Annotated in this window: 12 protein-coding genes, 1 tRNA gene and 1 pseudogene; 3 read left to right on the top strand and 11 right to left on the bottom strand. The window is 75.6% G+C overall.

The genetic code is table 11. The features are described from left to right. On the bottom strand, positions 1-1,038 hold the full coding sequence (locus ACI8AB_RS05125) for a zinc-binding dehydrogenase (protein ID WP_456949195.1): 1,038 nt from the start codon (positions 1,036-1,038) through the stop codon (positions 1-3). Positions 1,039-1,273: 235 nt separating this feature from the next. On the opposite strand from ACI8AB_RS05125, the gene ACI8AB_RS05120 reads away from it, so the two are divergent. Next, on the top strand, positions 1,274-2,134 hold the full coding sequence (locus tag ACI8AB_RS05120) for a helix-turn-helix transcriptional regulator (protein ID WP_456949194.1): 861 nt from the start codon (positions 1,274-1,276) through the stop codon (positions 2,132-2,134). Between the two features lie 20 nt (positions 2,135-2,154). Here the strand turns inward: ACI8AB_RS05120 and ACI8AB_RS05115 are convergent, their stop codons facing one another. After that, complete coding sequence (locus tag ACI8AB_RS05115; protein ID WP_456949193.1) at positions 2,155-3,123, bottom strand: SDR family oxidoreductase; 969 nt, start codon at positions 3,121-3,123, stop codon at positions 2,155-2,157. 17 nt (positions 3,124-3,140) lie between these two features. Between ACI8AB_RS05115 and ACI8AB_RS05110 the strand changes: the two are divergent. Further along, a pseudogene (locus ACI8AB_RS05110) lies at positions 3,141-3,809 on the top strand (heme-binding protein); the annotation flags it as partial. Positions 3,810-3,872: 63 nt separating this feature from the next. On the opposite strand, the gene ACI8AB_RS05105 reads toward ACI8AB_RS05110, so the two are convergent. Genes ACI8AB_RS05105 through ACI8AB_RS05095 form a run of 3 tightly spaced genes read right to left on the bottom strand, consistent with a single transcriptional unit; the run spans position 3,873 to position 6,494 of the window. After that, entirely contained in the window at positions 3,873-4,613 is a 741-nt protein-coding gene (locus ACI8AB_RS05105) for an SDR family NAD(P)-dependent oxidoreductase (protein ID WP_456949192.1), read from the bottom strand. A 1-nt stretch (position 4,614) separates the two neighbouring features. After that, entirely contained in the window at positions 4,615-5,646 is a 1,032-nt protein-coding gene (locus tag ACI8AB_RS05100) for a zinc-dependent alcohol dehydrogenase (RefSeq protein ID WP_456949191.1), read from the bottom strand. Continuing rightward, positions 5,643-6,494 (bottom strand): fumarylacetoacetate hydrolase family protein, encoded by an 852-nt coding sequence (locus ACI8AB_RS05095; protein WP_456949345.1) that lies wholly within the window; start codon positions 6,492-6,494, stop codon positions 5,643-5,645. The genes ACI8AB_RS05100 and ACI8AB_RS05095 overlap by 4 nt, the downstream gene beginning before the upstream one ends. Positions 6,495-6,725: 231 nt before the next feature. Here ACI8AB_RS05095 and ACI8AB_RS05090 point away from each other — a divergent pair, with 231 nt between their 5' ends. Beyond that, positions 6,726-8,435: an IlvD/Edd family dehydratase gene (locus ACI8AB_RS05090; RefSeq protein WP_456949190.1), complete on the top strand. Its 1,710-nt coding sequence runs from the start codon at positions 6,726-6,728 to the stop codon at positions 8,433-8,435. Positions 8,436-8,963: 528 nt separating this feature from the next. On the opposite strand, the gene ACI8AB_RS05085 is transcribed toward ACI8AB_RS05090, so the two are convergent. From ACI8AB_RS05085 to cydB, 6 genes are all read right to left on the bottom strand, one after another. Beyond that, positions 8,964-12,002, bottom strand: a complete 3,039-nt coding sequence (locus tag ACI8AB_RS05085; RefSeq protein WP_456949189.1) for an ATP-binding protein — start codon at positions 12,000-12,002, stop codon at positions 8,964-8,966. 32 nt (positions 12,003-12,034) lie between these two features. Then, complete coding sequence (locus ACI8AB_RS05080; RefSeq protein ID WP_456949344.1) at positions 12,035-12,337, bottom strand: alpha-L-rhamnosidase C-terminal domain-containing protein; 303 nt, start codon at positions 12,335-12,337, stop codon at positions 12,035-12,037. Positions 12,338-12,592: 255 nt separating this feature from the next. Next, positions 12,593-12,666: transfer RNA gene (locus ACI8AB_RS05075), tRNA-Pro, on the bottom strand. A 76-nt stretch (positions 12,667-12,742) separates the two neighbouring features. Further along, positions 12,743-14,374, bottom strand: coding sequence for a thiol reductant ABC exporter subunit CydC (gene cydC, locus ACI8AB_RS05070; protein WP_456949188.1), 1,632 nt, complete (start codon positions 14,372-14,374; stop codon positions 12,743-12,745). Further along, positions 14,371-16,023 (bottom strand): thiol reductant ABC exporter subunit CydD, encoded by a 1,653-nt coding sequence (gene cydD / locus ACI8AB_RS05065; protein ID WP_456949187.1) that lies wholly within the window; start codon positions 16,021-16,023, stop codon positions 14,371-14,373. Before cydD ends, cydC begins: the two co-directional genes overlap by 4 nt. Positions 16,024-16,025: 2 nt before the next feature. Beyond that, a complete protein-coding gene (cydB, locus tag ACI8AB_RS05060) occupies positions 16,026-17,060 on the bottom strand; it encodes a cytochrome d ubiquinol oxidase subunit II (RefSeq protein WP_387988073.1) in 1,035 nt (344 codons plus the stop codon). Positions 17,061-17,062 lie beyond the last annotated feature (2 nt).

The raw sequence follows: 17,062 nt of genomic DNA, 5'->3' as shown, positions 1-17,062 counted from the left end.
TCAGCGCGCGGGGTCCACCACGGTCATCCCGGCGACGGTCGCCCGGTCGAACCCCGGCAGCAGGGTCGCCGCCTCGTCGAGGCCGATGGTCCGCTCGACCAGCCGCTGCGGCTGCAGCGAGCCCTGCTCGACGAGCGCCATCATGGCCGGGTAGTCGGACGCGGCCATGCCGTGGCTGCCCAGCAGGTCCAGCTCCCAGCCGATCACCCGGGCCATCGGGACCCGAGGGTGACCGTCGGCCGGCGGCAGCAGCCCGACCTGCACGTGGCGCCCCCTGCGGCGGAGGCTCAGGACCGAGTCGGCGCAGGTCTGCTCGCTCCCCACGGCGTCGACGGCGACGTGGCTGCCGCCGGAGGTCAGCTCCGCGACGGCGGCCGGGACGTCGCGGCCGTCGGCCCGCACCGTGTGCTCCGCGCCGAGAGCGGCGGCCACGGCGAGGGCCTCGGGGTTGCGGTCCACCGCGACCACCCGGGCCCCCAGGGCGCGGGCGATCGCCACCGCGCTCAGGCCGACGCCGCCCGCACCCACCACGGTGACCCACTCCCCCTCGCCGACCCGCGCGCGGGCGACCAGGGCGCGGTAGGCCGTGGCGAACCGGCACCCCAGGCTCGCCGCGCTCGCGAAGTCCACCCGGTCGGGGATGCGCACCAGGTTGGTGTCCGCCGCGTGCAGGGCGACGTACTCGGCGAAGGACCCCCAGTGGGTGAAGCCCGGCTGCTGCTGGTCCGGACAGACCTGCGCCTCCCCGGCCCGGCACCACGCGCAGCGGCCGCAGCCGCAGACGAACGGGACGGTCACCCGGTCACCGGCCCGCCAGCGGGTGACCTCGGCCCCGACCTCGACCACCACCCCGGCGAGCTCGTGCCCGGGCACGTGGGGGAACGCGATCTCGTCGTGCCCGGCCCAGGCATGCCAGTCGCTGCGGCACATCCCGGTGGCCATCACCCGCAGCACCACCCCGCCGGGCGGGGCCGGAGGCTCGGGCACCTCCCGCACGCGGGGCCGGGCCCGGACCGAGTCGACGACGACGGCGCGCACCGGCACATGCTGTCAGGCGTCGCGCCAGAACCCGGTGACCCGCCCGGCGAGCGCCCTGCCCTGGTCGTGGCCCGCCCGGGCGGCGGGCGGGCGCAGCGACAGGTCCATCGCGTTCGCGCCGAAGGGTCGCCGGGCCGGCGGTGGTCCTCGTCCCGGCCGAGGGAGGGACCGGCGGTCCGTGGATGACCGCTCCCGGCGACGGTAGGAACGACGCAGCACCGACGAGGGAGGCGACGTGATCGACCGGGCCGGGCTGGCGGAGTTCCTCCGCCGCCGTCGGGAGGCGCTGCAGCCGGAGGACGTCGGCCTCCCCCGCGGGCCGCGGCGCCGGACGAGCGGGCTGCGGCGCGAGGAGCTCGCCGTCCTCTGCCCCATGTCCACCGACTACTACGCCCGGCTGGAGCAGGAGCGCGGGCCGCAGCCGTCGGAGCAGATGGTGGCCGCGATCGCGCAGGGCCTGCACCTCACGCTCGACGAGCGTGACCACCTGTTCCGGCTGGCCGGCCATCGCCCGCCCGCCCGCGGGGCCGACGGCGAGCACGTCGGCCCCGGCCTGCTGCGGATCCTGGACCGGCTCTACGACACCCCGGCGGAGATCGTCACGGAGCTGGGCGAGACGCTGCGGCAGACCCCGCTCGCCGTCGCGCTCACCGGCGACGCGACCCTGCGCACCGGGCCGGCGCGCAGCCTCGGCTACCGGTGGTTCACCGATCCCGCCGCGCGGGCGCTGTACGCCCCGGAGGAGCACGCGTTCCTGTCCCGGCTCTACGCCTCGGGTCTGCGGGAGCTGGTCACCCTGCGCGGCCCCGGCTCGCGGGCCGCGCGCCTCGCCGAGCTGGCGCTCGCCCGCAGCGAGGAGCTGCGGCGGCTGTGGGACGCGCACGAGGTCGGCATCCGCCCGCGCGAGGTCAAGCGGTTCGTCCACCCCGTCGTCGGCCCGCTGGAGCTGGCCTGCCAGTCGCTGGTCGACCCCGACCAGTCGCACCGGCTGCTCGTGTACACCGCCGTCCCGGGCAGCGAGAGCGCCGAGCGGCTGCAGCTGCTGGCCGTCCTCGGCACCGCCGCGGCGCCCGCGGACCGGGCCGTCCCCGGCTGAGCGGGGACGGCCCGGGACGGTCAGCGCGGGAGGGGGCGCACCCCGTCGGGCGCGGCCGCGGGGAAGGACACCCCCGTCAGCCGCTCGGACAGGCGCCACATCCGCTCGGCGTCCCCGGCACCGCGCATCGCGCGGTAGGGCTCCTGCTCCGCGGGAGCGCCGGCGGTGGAGCCGGGACCGTCCGGGCCGTAGAACCGGCCGCCGCCGTCCGGCGCGGTCGCGGCGAGCAGGGCCGGCAGCGCCGCGCTCTCCACGGTGCCGGTGAGGCCCAGCCGCGACAGCACGCGGATGAGCCGCACGCCGGTGGTGTCCCGGGCGCGGCCGACCTCCGGCCGGGCCGCGAGCAGGCTGGTCGGCGCGATCCCGGGGTGGGACAGGTCGCTGGTGATCCCCCAGCCGCCGGCGGCGCTGCGCCGCTGCAGCTCCAGGGCGAACAGGCCGACGGCGACCTTCGACTGGGCGTAGGCCCGCTGCCCGTCGTAGGTCCGCTCCCAGTTCGGGTCGTCCCAGTTCACCGCTCCGCGGCGCGCCGCGACGCTGGTCTGCGAGGTCACCCGCGCCCGGCCGGCCCGCAGCAGCGGCAGCAGCGCGGCGGCGAGCGCGACGTGCCCCAGGTGGTTGGTGCCGAACTGCAGCTCGAAGCCGTCGGCCGTCGTCCGCCGGTCCGGCGGCCGCATGACGCCGGCGTTGGCGACGAGCAGGTGCACCGGCCGCCCCTCGGCCCGGAGCGTCTCGCCGAGCGCCGCGACGGAAGCGAGGGAGGACAGGTCGAGGTCGCGCAGCGAGACGTCGGCGTCCGGGACCTGCGCGCGGATCCGGGCGACCGCGGCCTCGCCCTTGCGCGGGTTGCGGACCGGCAGGACCACCTCGGCGCCGGCCGCAGCGAGCCGGCGGGCCAGCACGAGGCCGACGCCGTCGCTGCCTCCCGTGACGACGGCGCGGCGGCCGGTGAGGTCGGGGACGGGGACGTCGGGGCGGGGACGCGGCATCGGGTGCTCCTCGGGTCGTGGGGACCCCAGCCTCACCGCGCGAGGCGCCCGTGTTCAGGGACGGCCGATCCGCGGATCGCCGGTCCCCGGCCGCGGCGACGCCGGCCGGGGCGCACCACGCCCCGGCGGGCCGGCGCGGCTCCCGTCCGGTGCCGGGACGCAAGCCGCCGCCGCTGCGGCCCGGACGCCACGGCTGCTCCTCCACGGGACCGGAGACGGTCAGCAGCAGCCGTCCCCGACCAGGTCCGCGCCGGCCCCGACCAGGTCCGCGGTCGTGGCCCTGGGATCGGGGACCTCGAACGCGACGCGGATCCGGGCCGGGACGCGGTGGCCCACCCCGACCTCGTCGGTGTGCCCGGCGTGGCGCGGGTCCGTTGATCTCCAGCGTCGCCCGGCCGGCGTCGAGGACGACGGCGGTGACCCGGACGGAGGGCGTCGCCCGCGCGACCCGCAGGACCGGATCGAGCGCACGTCGCGCGTCGCGCAGCGCTGCGGGCACAGCTCGCTCGCTGCCGGACGGCTCTGGCGTGAGCGCGGCACGTCCTTCGGGGACGTGTACGGGCTCGAAGGACGTGCCGCACCACGCGGCGCACGGCGGCGCGTTCCCCGTCGTCGTGCGCTGCGTCGGACCGGTCGGCGCGGTCGCCGTCTCCGGGCCGCCGCAGATGGAGGGCCACCGGCTGGTGGTGTCAGCCATCCGGAGGTACCCCGCCGCGTCAGCCCGGACGGACGGGCCGCGGACTCTCCCGTCAGACGCGGAGGCTGGTCATGCCACCGTCGACGCGGAGGACGGTGCCGGTGGTGGAGGCGGCGAGCGGGGAGGCGAGCGACGCGATCGCGTGCGCGACCTCCTCGGCGGTCACCAGGCGGCCCAGCGGCTGGCGGGCCCGCAGGGCCGCGGCGGCCGCGGCCGGGTCCTCGGCGACGGCGAGCAACCGGCCGACCCACGGGGTGTCGGCCGTGCCGGGCGCGACGGCGTTGACCCGGATCCCCTCCTGCACGTGGTCGGCGGCCATGGCCAGCGTGAGCGCGAGGACCGCTCCCTTGCTCGCGCTGTAGAGCGCCCGCTGCCGGACGCCGAGGAACGCGACGGCCGAGCACGTGTTCACCACGGCCGCGTGCTGCGACCGCCGCAGGTGCGGCAGGGCGGCGCGGGTCACCCGGGCGATGCCGGTGACGTTGACGTCGAGCACGCGTGCCCACTCGGCGTCGTCGTTCTCGCCCACGTGCCCGGTCGCGCCGATGCCGGCGTTGTTGACCAGCACGTCCAGGCCGCCGAGCTGCTCGGCCACCGTCGCGACCGCGGCGTCGACGGCGGCGGGATCGGTGACGTCGCACGGCACGGCGAGCGCGCCCTCCGGGGCCGCGTCGGTCGCGCGGTCGAGGACGGCGACCCGGGCGCCGCGTTGCCGGAGCAGCCGGGCGGTGGCCGCGCCGATCCCGCTGGCGCCGCCGGTGACGACGGCGACGAGTCCCTCGAACTCGGCCATGTCAGGTCCTCCTGGGGTCGACGTGGATCTTGGGTCCCGGGCCGGCGCCCTCGATGCGCTCCCCCGCCAGCACGGCGCCGGCCTGGTCGAGGCCCACCGTGGCGGCCACGAGCGGGCGGGGGTCGACGGCGCCGCTCGCGTAGGCGGCGATGGTGTCGGCCAGTCCCGGGGAGGCGGACAGGATGCCGACCGCGGTGACGTCCTCCAGCACCAGCGTGCGGGTGTCGATGCGGCTGGGGGCGCCGGCCAGGCCGATGTAGACCACCCGGCCCGCCGGCTCGACCAGCTCCAGCGCCAGGGCCGGGAGGTGCGCGGCGTTGGACGCGTCGACGACGGCGTCGAACGGCAGGTCCGGCAGGGTGTCCTCGGTGCAGGTGTGCGCGAAGCCGAGGTCGCGGGCGAAGGCGAGCGACTCCCCGGTGCGGCCCATCAGGTGCACCTCGGCACCACCGGCGCGCAGGAACATCGCCGTCAGCAGCCCGATCGCCCCCGGCCCGAGCACCAGCGCCCGGTCCCCCGGGCCGACCGCCGCCGCCTGCGCGGCGCGCAGCGCGTTGCCGCCCGGCTCGACGAGCGCGCCGAGCACCGCGTCCACCGCGCCGGGCAGGGCGTGCAGCGACCAGGCGGGGACGGCGAGCTGCTCGGCCAGCGCCCCGGGACGCCCGCCGCGGATGCCCACCTCCTGCCGCTGCGCGCAGACGTGCTGGTGTCCCCTGCGGCAGCGGCGGCAGGTCCGGTCGCCGAGCATGGTGTCGCCCGTGACCCGCCGGCCGACCCAGGACGGGTCGACGCCGTCGCCGACGGCGGAGACGGTGCCGGCCCACTCGTGGCCCAGCCGCATCGGATAGGCGGCGTGCCCCTGGTGCAGGTAGGCCATCTCGCCGGTGAAGAACTCCACGTCGGTGCCGCAGACGCCGACCCGTTCGACGTCGACGACCACCTCCCCGGGCACCGCCACCGGCGCCGGGACCTCCTGCACCTCGGCCTCCCCCGGGCCGGTGACGACGAGGGCCCGCACGGTCGATGCGCTCACCGGGGGGCGAGCACGCGCTGCCGCTGGCGGCCCAGTCCCGTGATGCCGAGCTCCACCACGTCCCCCGGCTGCAGCCAGACCGGCGGGGACAGCCCCATGCCGACGCCGGGCGGGGTGCCGGTGTTGATCAGGTCCCCGGGCTCCAGCACCATGAACTGGCTCAGGTGGTGCACGACGAACCACGGGTCGAAGACCATCGTCCTCGTGTTGCCGGTCTGCCGGCGGACGCCGTTCACGTCCAGCCACACGTCGAGGTCCAGGACGTCGTCGATCTCGTCCGGGGTGACCAGCCGGGGGCCGGCGGGGTTGAACGTCTCGGCGGACTTGCCCTTGGTCCACTGCCCGCCGCGCTCCATCTGGAAGGCGCGCTCGCTGACGTCGTTGACGACGCAGTAGCCGGCGATGGCGTCGCGGGCGTCCTCGACCGCGTCCAGGTAGCTGGTGCGCCGGCCGATGACGACGCCGAGCTCCACCTCCCAGTCGGTCTTGGTGGAACCGCGCGGGATGCGCACGTCGTCGTCCGGGCCGATGAGCGTGTTCGGGGACTTGGTGAACAGGATCGGCTCGGCGGGCACCGGCTGGCCGGTCTCGGCGGCGTGGTCGCGGTAGTTCAGCCCGATGCACAGGATCTGGTGCGGGCGGGCGATCGGCGCGCCGATCCGCTCGCCGGCGAACCGGGACACCCGGCCCGCAGCGGCCCGCTCGGCGACGACGGGGCGGACGCGCTCGAGGCCGCCGCTGCCGAGGAACGCCTCGTCGACGTCCCCGGTCACGTCGGAGAGGTCCACGTAGGTGGCGTCGTCGATGCGGGCGACGGGCTTCTCGGCGCCGGGCGCGCCGATGCGCATGAGGTGCACGGGCGGGGACTCCAGGGGTCGTCGGAGGTGACCGCGGAGGTCAGGGGCGTGTCCGGGTCGCCGGGCGGACGCCGGGTACCCGGTCGGAACCGACGAGCCGGCTCTCGCCGAGCCGGGCCCCGCTGCCCGTGCCGGGTGCTGTCGTTCCCGCGGCCGGGTGGTTACCGTCCATCGGGTTCCAGAAGCTAGACCGTCGGGTCGACAGTCGGAAGGCGGACGGCCGTGGAGCTCCGGAGCGCCCAGTGGTACGCGGGGGACGACCGCAACGCCTACATCCACCGCGCGTGGATGCGCCGCGGCGTACCGGGCGACGCGTTCGACCGGCCGCAGATCGCCATCGCGAACACCGCCTCGGACCTGACGCCGTGCAACGCGCACCTGACCGAGGTCGCCGCGTCGGTGCGGAACGGCATCCACGAGGCCGGGGGCATCCCGCTGGAGCTCCCGGTGGTCTCCCTGGGTGAGACGCAGGTCCGGCCGACGGCGATGCTGTGGCGGAACATGGCCGCGATGGCCACGGAGGAGATGCTCCGGGCCAACCCGATCGACGGCGTCGTGCTGCTCGGCGGCTGCGACAAGACCATCCCGTCGCTGCTCATGGCCGCCGCCTCGGTCGACCTCCCCGCCGTCGTCGTCCCCGGCGGGCCGATGCTGACCGGCACCTTCCGCGGCGTCCCGCTGGGCTGCGGCACCGACGTGTGGCGGCTGTCCGAGGAGGTCCGGGCCGGGACGCTGTCCCAGGAGGCGTTCACGCGCTCGGAGTCGTCGATGATCCGCAGCCGCGGCCACTGCAACACGATGGGCACCGCCTCGACGATGGCGCTGGTCGCCGAGGCGCTGGGCACCGTCGTCCCCGGCCTCGCCGGCACCCCGGCCGCCGACAGCCGGCTGCTGGAGGCCGCGCACGGCACCGGCCGGCTGGCCGTGGAGATGGTCGCCGCCGACCGCCGCCCGTCCACGTTCCTGACGAAGGCGTCGTTCGCGAACGCGGTCGTGGCGCTGGCCGCGATCGGCGGGTCCACCAACGCCGTCGTCCACCTGCTCGCGATCGCCGGGCGGCTCGGTGTCGACCTGACCCTGGACGACTTCGACCGGATCGGCTCCGGCGTGCCGGTGCTGGTCGACCTGCAGCCGGCCGGGCGGTTCCTGATGGAGGACCTCCACCGCGCCGGCGGCCTGCTCGCCGTCCTCGCCGAGGTCCGCGACCTGCTGGACCCGACCGCGCTCACCGTCACCGGCAAGCCGCTGGTCGAGCACCTCGACGACGCCCCGGTCTGGGACCCCGAGGTCATCCGGCCGCGCCGCGAGCCGCTGGTCGAGCACGGCGGCATCGCCGTGCTGCGGGGCAACCTCGCGCCCTCCGGTGCGGTGATCAAGCCGGCGGCCGCCTCCCCCCACCTGCTCAGGCACCGCGGCCGGGCGGTGGTGTTCGACTCGATCGAGGACCTGCACGCCCGGCTGGACGACCCCGACCTCGACGTCGACGCCGACTCCGTCCTCGTGCTGCGCGGCTGCGGGCCCCGGGGCTACCCCGGCATGCCGGAGGTGGCCAACACGCCCATCCCGAAGAAGCTGCTGGAGCAGGGCGTGCGCGACATGGTCCGCGTCTGCGACGGCCGGATGTCGGGCACCGCGTACGGCACCGTCGTCCTGCACGTCGCCCCGGAGGCCGCCGCCGGCGGGCCGCTGGCGCTGGTCCGCACCGGCGACGTCATCAGCCTCGACGTCGCGGCCCGGCGCATCGACGTCGAGGTCCCCGACGACGAACTGGCCGCCCGCACCCCGGACCAGGCCACCGTGGACGGCTTCGCGAACCCCCGCCGCGGCTGGGAGCGGCTCTACGTCGACCACGTGCGGCAGGCCGACACCGGCGCCGACCTGGACTTCCTCGTCGGCTCCAGCGGCTCGCGGGTCAGCCGCGAGTCGCACTGACCGCCGCACCTCTCGAACGGCCCTGCTCTGCACTGTGGGCCGACAGGATGCGAACCTGCGCCCCCTTGCCCCCGGCCACCTGCGTGGGGTCCACGCTCGTTCGCCTCGAGTCGTCCGCGTGGATCGACGACGGGGCACGTACGTCCCACCTCCCGCTCATCCGCCCTCGTCCGAGGCTGGTTGCTGCACCCGTTGCCACGGGTCCCCCGGCGGTCGCGCGTGTCGCCGTGCGGATCCGGGCGGGAGCGGAGATCGAGGACTCAGCGACCGCCGACAGCTCGGCTGAGGTCGGTGCGGGAGCCGTGACGACGGTGGCCGGCGACCCGCTGACGCGGCGGCGACCCGCTGACGCGGCGCGGCCGGGGCTGCGGGGATGAGCACGCGGGGTCGACGGGGTGGGAGCCGCCTCGCGCGGTCTCCGTCACCTGCAGGTCCCGCGTCCCTGTCGCTGGGGTGTGCGCCCCCGATGGACGCCCGCGCCACGACGAAGGGGCCGCTCGTCGTCCGAGAGCGCGTGCGCCAGGGCCGTCAAGCTCCGTCGAGGAGGGCGCGTGCGGCGACGAGTTGTGGGGTGTCGAAACCCTCCGTGAAACCGTCGTACGCGGCGCGAAGGTCGGCGAGTGCCTCGTCGCGACGAGGGGTCGAACGTCGTAGGGTCGCGAGTCGCGTCGCCGCAATAAGATGGATCATCCGCGCGCCGTACGCTTCCGCGGATGCCGCGGCGCGCTCGAACAGCTCTTCGGCGGCGGAGACGTCGGCGACCGGGGACGCGAGGAGCAGGTCTCCCCACAGGATGTCGAGCTGCGGGTCCTGGAGGCCCTGGCTCCACACCGTGGACACCGCCTCCTCCACGAAGGCCGCGCCACGCTCCGGCTGACCGGCCATCAGGCACCCAGCCGCTCGGACCATGAGCAGGCTGCTCCAGAAGACCGGCGGGGTCGACAGTCCCTCGTAGAGGCCGAAGCCGCGCTCGACGTCGGCGAGTCCCTCGTCCCGCTCTCCGAACCCTATTCGTGCAGTTCCGCGCATGACGAAGGCCAGTGCCCGCCAGATCGGGTAGTCCTGCGCCTCGGCGATCCGCAGCAGCTCCTCGGCGTACTCGGCCACGCGCGCGAGGTCCTGCTGGCCGAGCGCCGCGAACGACGCGTGGAAGTAGGCGTAGGCCAACGAGTAGGGATGTCCGATCTGCCCCGCGAGCTCGATCCCCCGCTCGATGCGCACCTCGGCACGGTCCGGGAAGCCCGCTTCCCAGAGCAGCAACCCGGAGACGACGTAGGCGACCACCCCGGGGTTCGGACCGACGCGGAACTGCACCCGGGACGTCCGCTGCTCGAGGAAGTGCTCGATGGATTCGTCGAGGTGTCGCAGGCTCCCGGTGAGGTCCTCCGTCGCGACGGCACCGACGACGAGGTGCGCATCGGCCAGCAGGGCGGGCTCCCGGTTCTGCTCGGCCAGAGCCAACAGCTCACGCCCCACGGCAGCACCGCGCTCGAAGTCGGCGCGGAGCAGGTGCAGCGTCGCCACGGTCCGGAGCACCGAGAAGCGTTGAGGCACACCACCCGCAGCATCCGACCGATCGAGGGCGGCTCGGATGCGCCGCTCGACCTCGGCCGTGTAGCCGCTGACGGCGATCATCGACCGAGCCAGGCTCGTCTCCACGGCGATCTCATCCCGGATCCGCTCCGGCGTCTCCGGCTGGACGGACAGCACAGCGAGGAGGTCGCTCCCCAGCTCCACCGCCCCTCGGTAGTTGCCACGCGCGTCGTAGTAACCCCACAGCGGTTCCAGCAGGTCGTTGAGCCGCGCGACGGCGCCCTCGCGGACCCAGTAGGACCAGGCCGCCCGGAAGTTGCCGAGCTCCAGGGACAGCGCGGCCAGCACCTCGGCTCGATCGGCGTGACCGGACGGGCTCCCCCACGCGCGCGCCTGCTCCGTGTAGTGCTCAGCGTGAGCGCGACGTGCGGCCGCCGCGACGTCCGGCCAGGACGCGAGCTGCTCGGCCGCGTAGTTGCGGATGGTGTTGAGCATGGACAGACGGGGCCGACCATCGCCTGCCTGGGTGCTGCGCACGAGGTTCTTGTCCACCAGCGAGCCCAGGCTCTCGACGACGTCGAGCCCGCCGAGGCTCGGCACACGCCCGATGACCGCCTCCACATCGGCCAGGCGGGCCCCAGCGAACACCGACAGCACGCTCAGCACGGCACGGTCCGCATCGCGGAGCAGCTCGGTGCTCCACTCGATGGCGCGACGAAGCGTCTGCTGGCGCTCCGGGAGGTCGCGCGGCCCGCCCCGGAGCTCGTCCAGCTGCAGCTCGAGGCGTGCGCGCAACTCGTCGACCGCGAAGAGCCTCACTCGCGCCGCGGCGAGCTCGATGGCCAGAGGCAGGCCGTCCAGCAGCCGGCAGATGGCCGCCACGTCGGTGGCGTTCTCGTCGGTCAGTCCGAACCCCGTGACCACGGCAGCAGCTCGCTGGACGAACAGGCGCACGGCCTCGGATGCCTCCGCCTCCCCGACCGTCACCGTCTCTCGCTCCGGTAGCGACAGAGGAGGGACCGCGAAGAGGGCCTCACCGCGCACCCGCAGCGACTCCCTGCTCGTGACCAGCGCCGTGAGGTGCGGACAGTGCTGGAGCAGGTCACTGAGACCGGTGGCCGCCTCGGCCACCTGCTCGAAGTTGTCCAACACCAACAACATCCGGGCGGTGCGCAGACCGCGTCGGAGCGCCTCCAGCGGTTCGTCCTCGGTCACGCCGGGAAGCGACACGGTCCGGACGATGGCGGCGAAGACCTGTTCCGGTTCGTGCTCCACGCTCAGGTCCACGAAGAACACGCCGTCACGGAAGGCGGCGACGACGTCGGAGGATGCCTCGAGCGCCAGTCGTGTCTTGCCGATGCCTCCTGGGCCGGTGAGGGTCACGAGCCGTGTCTCGACATCGGTCAGCAGGGACGTGAGGGCCGCGAGTTCACGACCGCGGCCCAGCAGCGTTCCGGTCGGGGACGGCAGCCGCTGACCTACCTCCAGGGTGTGCAGCGGCGGGAAGTCGGTGGGTAGCCCGGCGATGTCGAGCTGGTACAGCACCTCTGGCTGAGGGAAGTCCTTCAACCGGTAGTCGCCGAGCCGGCGCAGGGCGCTGCCTCCGGGAAGCGCCCGAGCCAGAAGAGCCGCGGTTGCCTCCGACAGCACCACCTGTCCGCCCGAGGCGGCCGCCGCGATCCGCGCCGCCTGGTGCACGGAAAGGCCCACGTATCCGTCCTCGGTGGCCATGACCTCGCCGGTGTGCAGCCCCATCCGCACCAGGACGCGTTGGCGATCAGGCCAACGGTGCGCCGCGAGCGACCGTTGGCCCTGAGCCGCCGCCGCCGCTGCCTGTCCGGCCGTGGGGAAGGCGACGAAGAACGCATCTCCCTGGGTGTCCACCTCATGGCCACCGTGCGCGGTGAAGGCTGCCCGGAGCAGACATCGGTACTCCGCGAGCGCATCCGCATAGCCCAGCGCGTCCTCGCGCAGCAGCCTCGTCGACCCGGCGATGTCCGTGAAGAGAAAGGTGACCGTTCCCGTGGGAAGCACATCGACCTCCGGCCGCGTCCCCGCACCCGAAGTCAAACACGGGTATCACTCACCGAGGAAGGTCTCGGCGCCAGCGACACCGAGGGCGGCTCTCGCCACCGGGGCGCCCGGAGGGCCCACTCGAACCGGTGCCGTCCCGGCCCGACCCGCTCCGGCCGCGCCCCCTCCTGCGGCAGGGTGATGACGGCGGTGGTCCCGGTCAGGACGGCGACGTCGACGGTGAGCCGCCCGCCCTCCCGACGCCAGGCGACCGCCGCGCGCCCGTAGGGCGTGAGGTGGGCGGTGGACGCGGAGGTCAGCCGGCCGCCGGGCCGGGGGCTGTACCCCGTGACCATGGGGGCCACGACGATCCCCGAGTGCCCTCGACGAGGTGTCGGGGATGCTCGGCCGCGCGTCGATCGCCACCGCCCACGACGTCTCCGGGCACGTCGCCCCTGGCGTCGCGCGCGAGGCGATGGACGTCCTGGGCGGCGCCTTGGGCGAGCGAGGGTGGCCCGGTGGTGGTCGAGGAGGTGGTCAACCACCCAGGAACGGTCAGGGGCCGTTCCGGATCTCTCCGGACACGGCCCCTGAGCTGCGGTTTCCCGCTGTCGGGCTGACAGGATTTGAACCTGCGACCCCTTGACCCCCAGTCAAGTGCGCTACCAAGCTGCGCTACAGCCCGAGCGCCGGGCGGCTCGCACCGCCCGATCGCTGCGTGGAGCAGGTTACCGCACCCGCTCGCCCCTCCGGCCCGGTGGTCACCCGCGCGCCGTGACCGCGGCGTCGAGGTCGACCACCCGCCACCGTCCGTCCAGCGCAGCGCCGTCGTGCGTGACGAGCAGGACGGTCCGCGGGTCGCGACCGAGCAGGTCGAGGACGGACGCGGCGAGTGCGGGGTCGAGGTGGGCGGTCGGCTCGTCGAGCAGCAGCACGTCGGCACGGCTGAGCAGGGCCCGCGCCAGGGCCAGCCGGGCCCGCTCCCCCGCCGACAGCCGCTCGCCGCCCTCCCCCACCCAGCCGTGCAGCCCGAGCGTGGCGGCGACGTCCGCCAGCCCGACGTCGACCAGGACGGCGAGCAGGTCGTCGTCGGTGGCGTCGTGCCGGCCCAGGCGGAGGTTGGTGGCGAGCGTGCCGCCGAGCACCTGGGGTGCCTGCGCCGACCAGGCCAGCCGCGACCGGACGCCGTCGAGCGGGAGCCGGCGCAGGTCCGTGCCGCCGAGGGTGACCCGGCCGGCGTCGGGGTCGCGTGCCCGCACCGCCAGCGCGAGGACGCTGCTCTTGCCTGCGCCGCTGCGCCCGGTCAGGGCCACCTTCTCCCCGTCGGCGACGGCGAGGTCGAGGCCGGTGAGGGCGGGCGCGGCGGCACCGGGGTACCGCAGCGTCACGCACTCGAGGCGCAGCGCGGAGCCGGCCGGGAGCGGCTGCGGGTCGCCCGGCTCGGTCACCGCGGGCCGCTGCTCCCCCAGCGCCCGCACCCGCTCCGCGGCGGCGCGGATGCCGCCCGCGGCGCTCCAGGCCGCTCCCGACCCGCCGACGGCCTCGAACGCGCCGAGCACCCCCAGCGCGCAGGCGGCCAGCAGCAGCGGCGACGTGGTGCCGGCCGCGACGCCGGTCCCCACCAGCCACAGGGCCGCCACCAGGCCCACCCCGGGCACGCCCTCCCGGGCCAGCGTGGTCACCGCCGTCAGCCGCGCGGCCGCCCGTTCGGCCTCCTCCTGCCGGTCGAGGGAGGCGCCCAGGGTGCGCAGGGCGGTCGCGCCGCCGTCCCCGCTGAGCACGTCGGCCAGGCCGCGCACCAGGTCCAGGGAGTCGGCGGCGAGGTCGGCGTCGGCCCGGGCCGCGGCGAGCGCGGCCGCCCTCCCCGCCCGGGCCGCCGCGGCCGGGACGGCCACCCCCAGCACCAGCAGCAGGGCGGCCACGACGACGGCCGTGGCCGGCGACACCACCGCGGTGAGGACCACCGCGCCCCCGCCGGCGAGGACGGCCACGCCCGTGGGCACGACCAGCCGGGCGACCACGCCCTGGAGCTCGTCGACGTCGGTGCGCACCCGGGACAGCAGCTCGCCGCCGCGGGCGCCGGTGAGCGCGGCCGGCGCGAGCGGGGTGAGCCGCTCGAGCAGCCGGGCGCGGACCCGCGCCACCAGGCGCAGCGTGACGTCGTGGGTGACCAGCCGCTCGGCGTAGCGCACCGCGGCGCGGGACACGCCGAACAGCCGCACCCCCGTGATCAGCGGCATGAGGACCAGCAGCGTCGAGGGCCGCTGCGCCGCGCCGGTGATCAGCGCCCCGGCGGTGGCCAGCAGCGCCGCGCCGCACAGCACCGTGAGCGATCCCAGGACCACCGCGAGCGCCGTCCGCGGACCCCGGACCAGCGCCAGCAGCTCCCTCACCGCGCGACCTCCGGCGCCCGCAGCCGTCCGGCGTCGAGGTCCACGACCCGGTCGTGCAGCGCCAGTGGACCGGGCCGGTGGGTGACCGTGACGACGGTGCGGCCGCGGGCGAGCTCGTCCAGGGCGGCCAGCACCTGCCGCTCGGTCGCCTCGTCGAGCTGCCCGGTGGGCTCGTCGAGGACCAGCAGCGCCGCGTCCTTGACGAAGGCGCGGGCCAGGGCCAGCCGCAGCCGCTCCCCGCCGGAGAGCCGGGCGGCGTCCTCCCCCAGCCGCGTCGCGGCGCCGTCGGGGAGCCCGCGGACGACGTCGAGGAGCCCGGCACGCGCGAGCGCCTCCTCGACCTCGGCGTCGGTGGCGGCCGGGCGCCCGAGCCGCACGTTGTCGGCGACGGTCCCGGGCAGCAGCCACGGCCGCTCCGGCACGTAGGCCACGCGGGCCCGCCAGGTGTCGGGGTCGAGCTCGGTCAGCGGCACGCCCCCGACCAGCACGGCGCCCTCGTCCGGGGCGGCGAGGCCGAGCAGCAGCCGGGCGAGCGTGCTCTTGCCCGCCCCGCTCGGGCCGACCAGCGCGGTCCTGGACCGCGGCGGCAGCTCGAGGTCGACGTCCGCCAGGGCAGTGCGCCCGCCGTACCGCAGCGTCACCCCGCGCAGCGCGACGGAGGGGACCCCGTCCGGGACCGGCCGGGTGCCGCGCGGCGGCCCGGGGGCGTCGAGCAGCGCGAACACCCGCTCGGCGGCCGGCCGGCCCTCCAGGCTCGCGTGCCGGTCGGCCCCCAGCGCGCGCAGCGGCGCGAAGAACTCCGGCGTGAGCAGCAGCACGAGCAGCGCCCGCTCCAGGTCCATCCCGCCCTGGAACAGCCGCACACCCACGGTCACCGCCACCAGCGCCGTGCTCAGCACCGCGCCGAACTCGAGGACGAAGCCGGACAGGAAGGCGACCCGCAGCAGCCGCATCGTGCTCACGCGGTGGGCCTCGCTGACGTCGGTCAGCCAGCGGGCGGTGCTGCGCGCCCGACCGAACGCGACCAGGGTCGGCAGCACCCGCAGGGTGTCGACCAGCGACGCCCCCAGCCGGCCCAGCGCCTCCCAGGAGGCGCGGGCCGACCGCGCGGCGAGGGCACCGGTCAGCCACAGGAAGACGAGCACCAGCGGGCCGGTCAGCAGCAGGATCGCGCCGCTGGCCGGGTCGAGCACCAGGACCGTGGCGGCCACCAGCGGCGGGACGACGGCCGCCGTCGCCGCCCCGGGCAGCAGCCGGCCGACCACGCCGTCGAGCTTCGCGGCGCCCTCGGTCACCGTGGTGACCAGTTCCCCGGCCCGCTCCCCGGCGGTGCGCGCGGGACCGAGGTCGAGCAGCTTCCGGAGCAGCGCCGCGCGCAGTGTCCGCCGCACCCGCGCCGAGGCCAGCCGCGCCGCCCGGTCGCGGAGGGCGGCCACGGCGGCGCGCGCTCCCCAGGCGGCGACCACGCCGGCGAGGACACCGGCGTGCCCGGCCGGGTCCCCACCGCCGACGACCGCGGCGACGAAGGCCGCGACGAGCGACCACTGCACCACCAGCAGCGCCCAGGTGAGCACCCCGAGCAGGGCGCAGAGCAGCACCAGCCGGCGTGGCCCGGACAGCGCGAGCAGGCGCCCGGTGGGTCCCCGCACGGTCAGTAGCCGTGGTTCAGGGCGCCCTCGTCGGGGCGGACGCGTTCGCGGAAGACGTAGTAGTTCCAGATCTGGTAGCCGATGATCAGCGGCAGGAAGATCCCGCCCACCCAGGTCATCAGCACCAGCGTGTACTGCTGGCTGGCCGTCTCCTCCAGCGTCAGGCCGAAGTCCGGGTCGAGGGTGGAGGGCAGCACCTCGCCGCGGGTGTACAGCGCGATGAAGACCGTCACGGTGGCGAAGAGGACCGTCAGGCCGCTCATCGTGAAGGCCAGGGTGTCCCGGCGGCGGACGAGGGCCAGCCAGATGCTGGCCAGGGTCAGGAACGCCGCGATCGGGAACGCCCACGGCACGACGCCGAAGTCCTCGAACAGGTCCTCGGTCACGTAGCCCATGACGACGAACGCCACGATCGCCGCCGTGGCCAGCGCCCCCCACCGCAGCGCGGCCTTGCGCGCGCGGTTGTAGAGGACGGTGTCGGTGTGCAGGCGCAGCAGCAGGAAGTTCGCGCCGTGCAGCGTGAACAGCAGCAGCGTGGTGACCCCACCGACCAGGGAGAACGGGGTGAACATCGCCGCGAACCCGCCCTCGACCCGCGCGTCGGCGTTGACCGGCAGACCCTCGATGAGCTTGGCCATGATGACGCCCCACAGGAACGACGGGACGACGCTGCCGCCGAAGGACATCCAGTCCCAGAACGCCCGCCACCGCTCGCTGTCGACCTGGTTGCGGTACTCGAAGGAGACGCCGCGCAGCAGCAGCGCCAGCAGGATGAGCACGAACAGCGGGTACATGCCGCTGAAGACCGCGCCGTACCAGACCGGGAACGTCGAGAACATGAGCCCGGCCGCGGCGATGACCCACACCTCGTTGCCGTCCCAGAACGGCCCGATCGTGCCGGTGAGCGCCCGCTCCTCGGCCTCGGTCCGGGCCAGCGTCGGCCGCAGGATGTCGACGCCGAAGTCGAAGCCCTCGAGGAAGAAGTAGAGCGTGAACGTCAGCGCGATCAGCCAGAACCACAGCGTGACCAGGTCCACCG

It is taken from the genome of Geodermatophilus sp. SYSU D00698 (assembly GCF_054050335.1).
The sequence above is the reverse complement of the archived record's forward strand: the minus strand, read 5'-3'. Positions and strand labels throughout refer to the sequence as shown.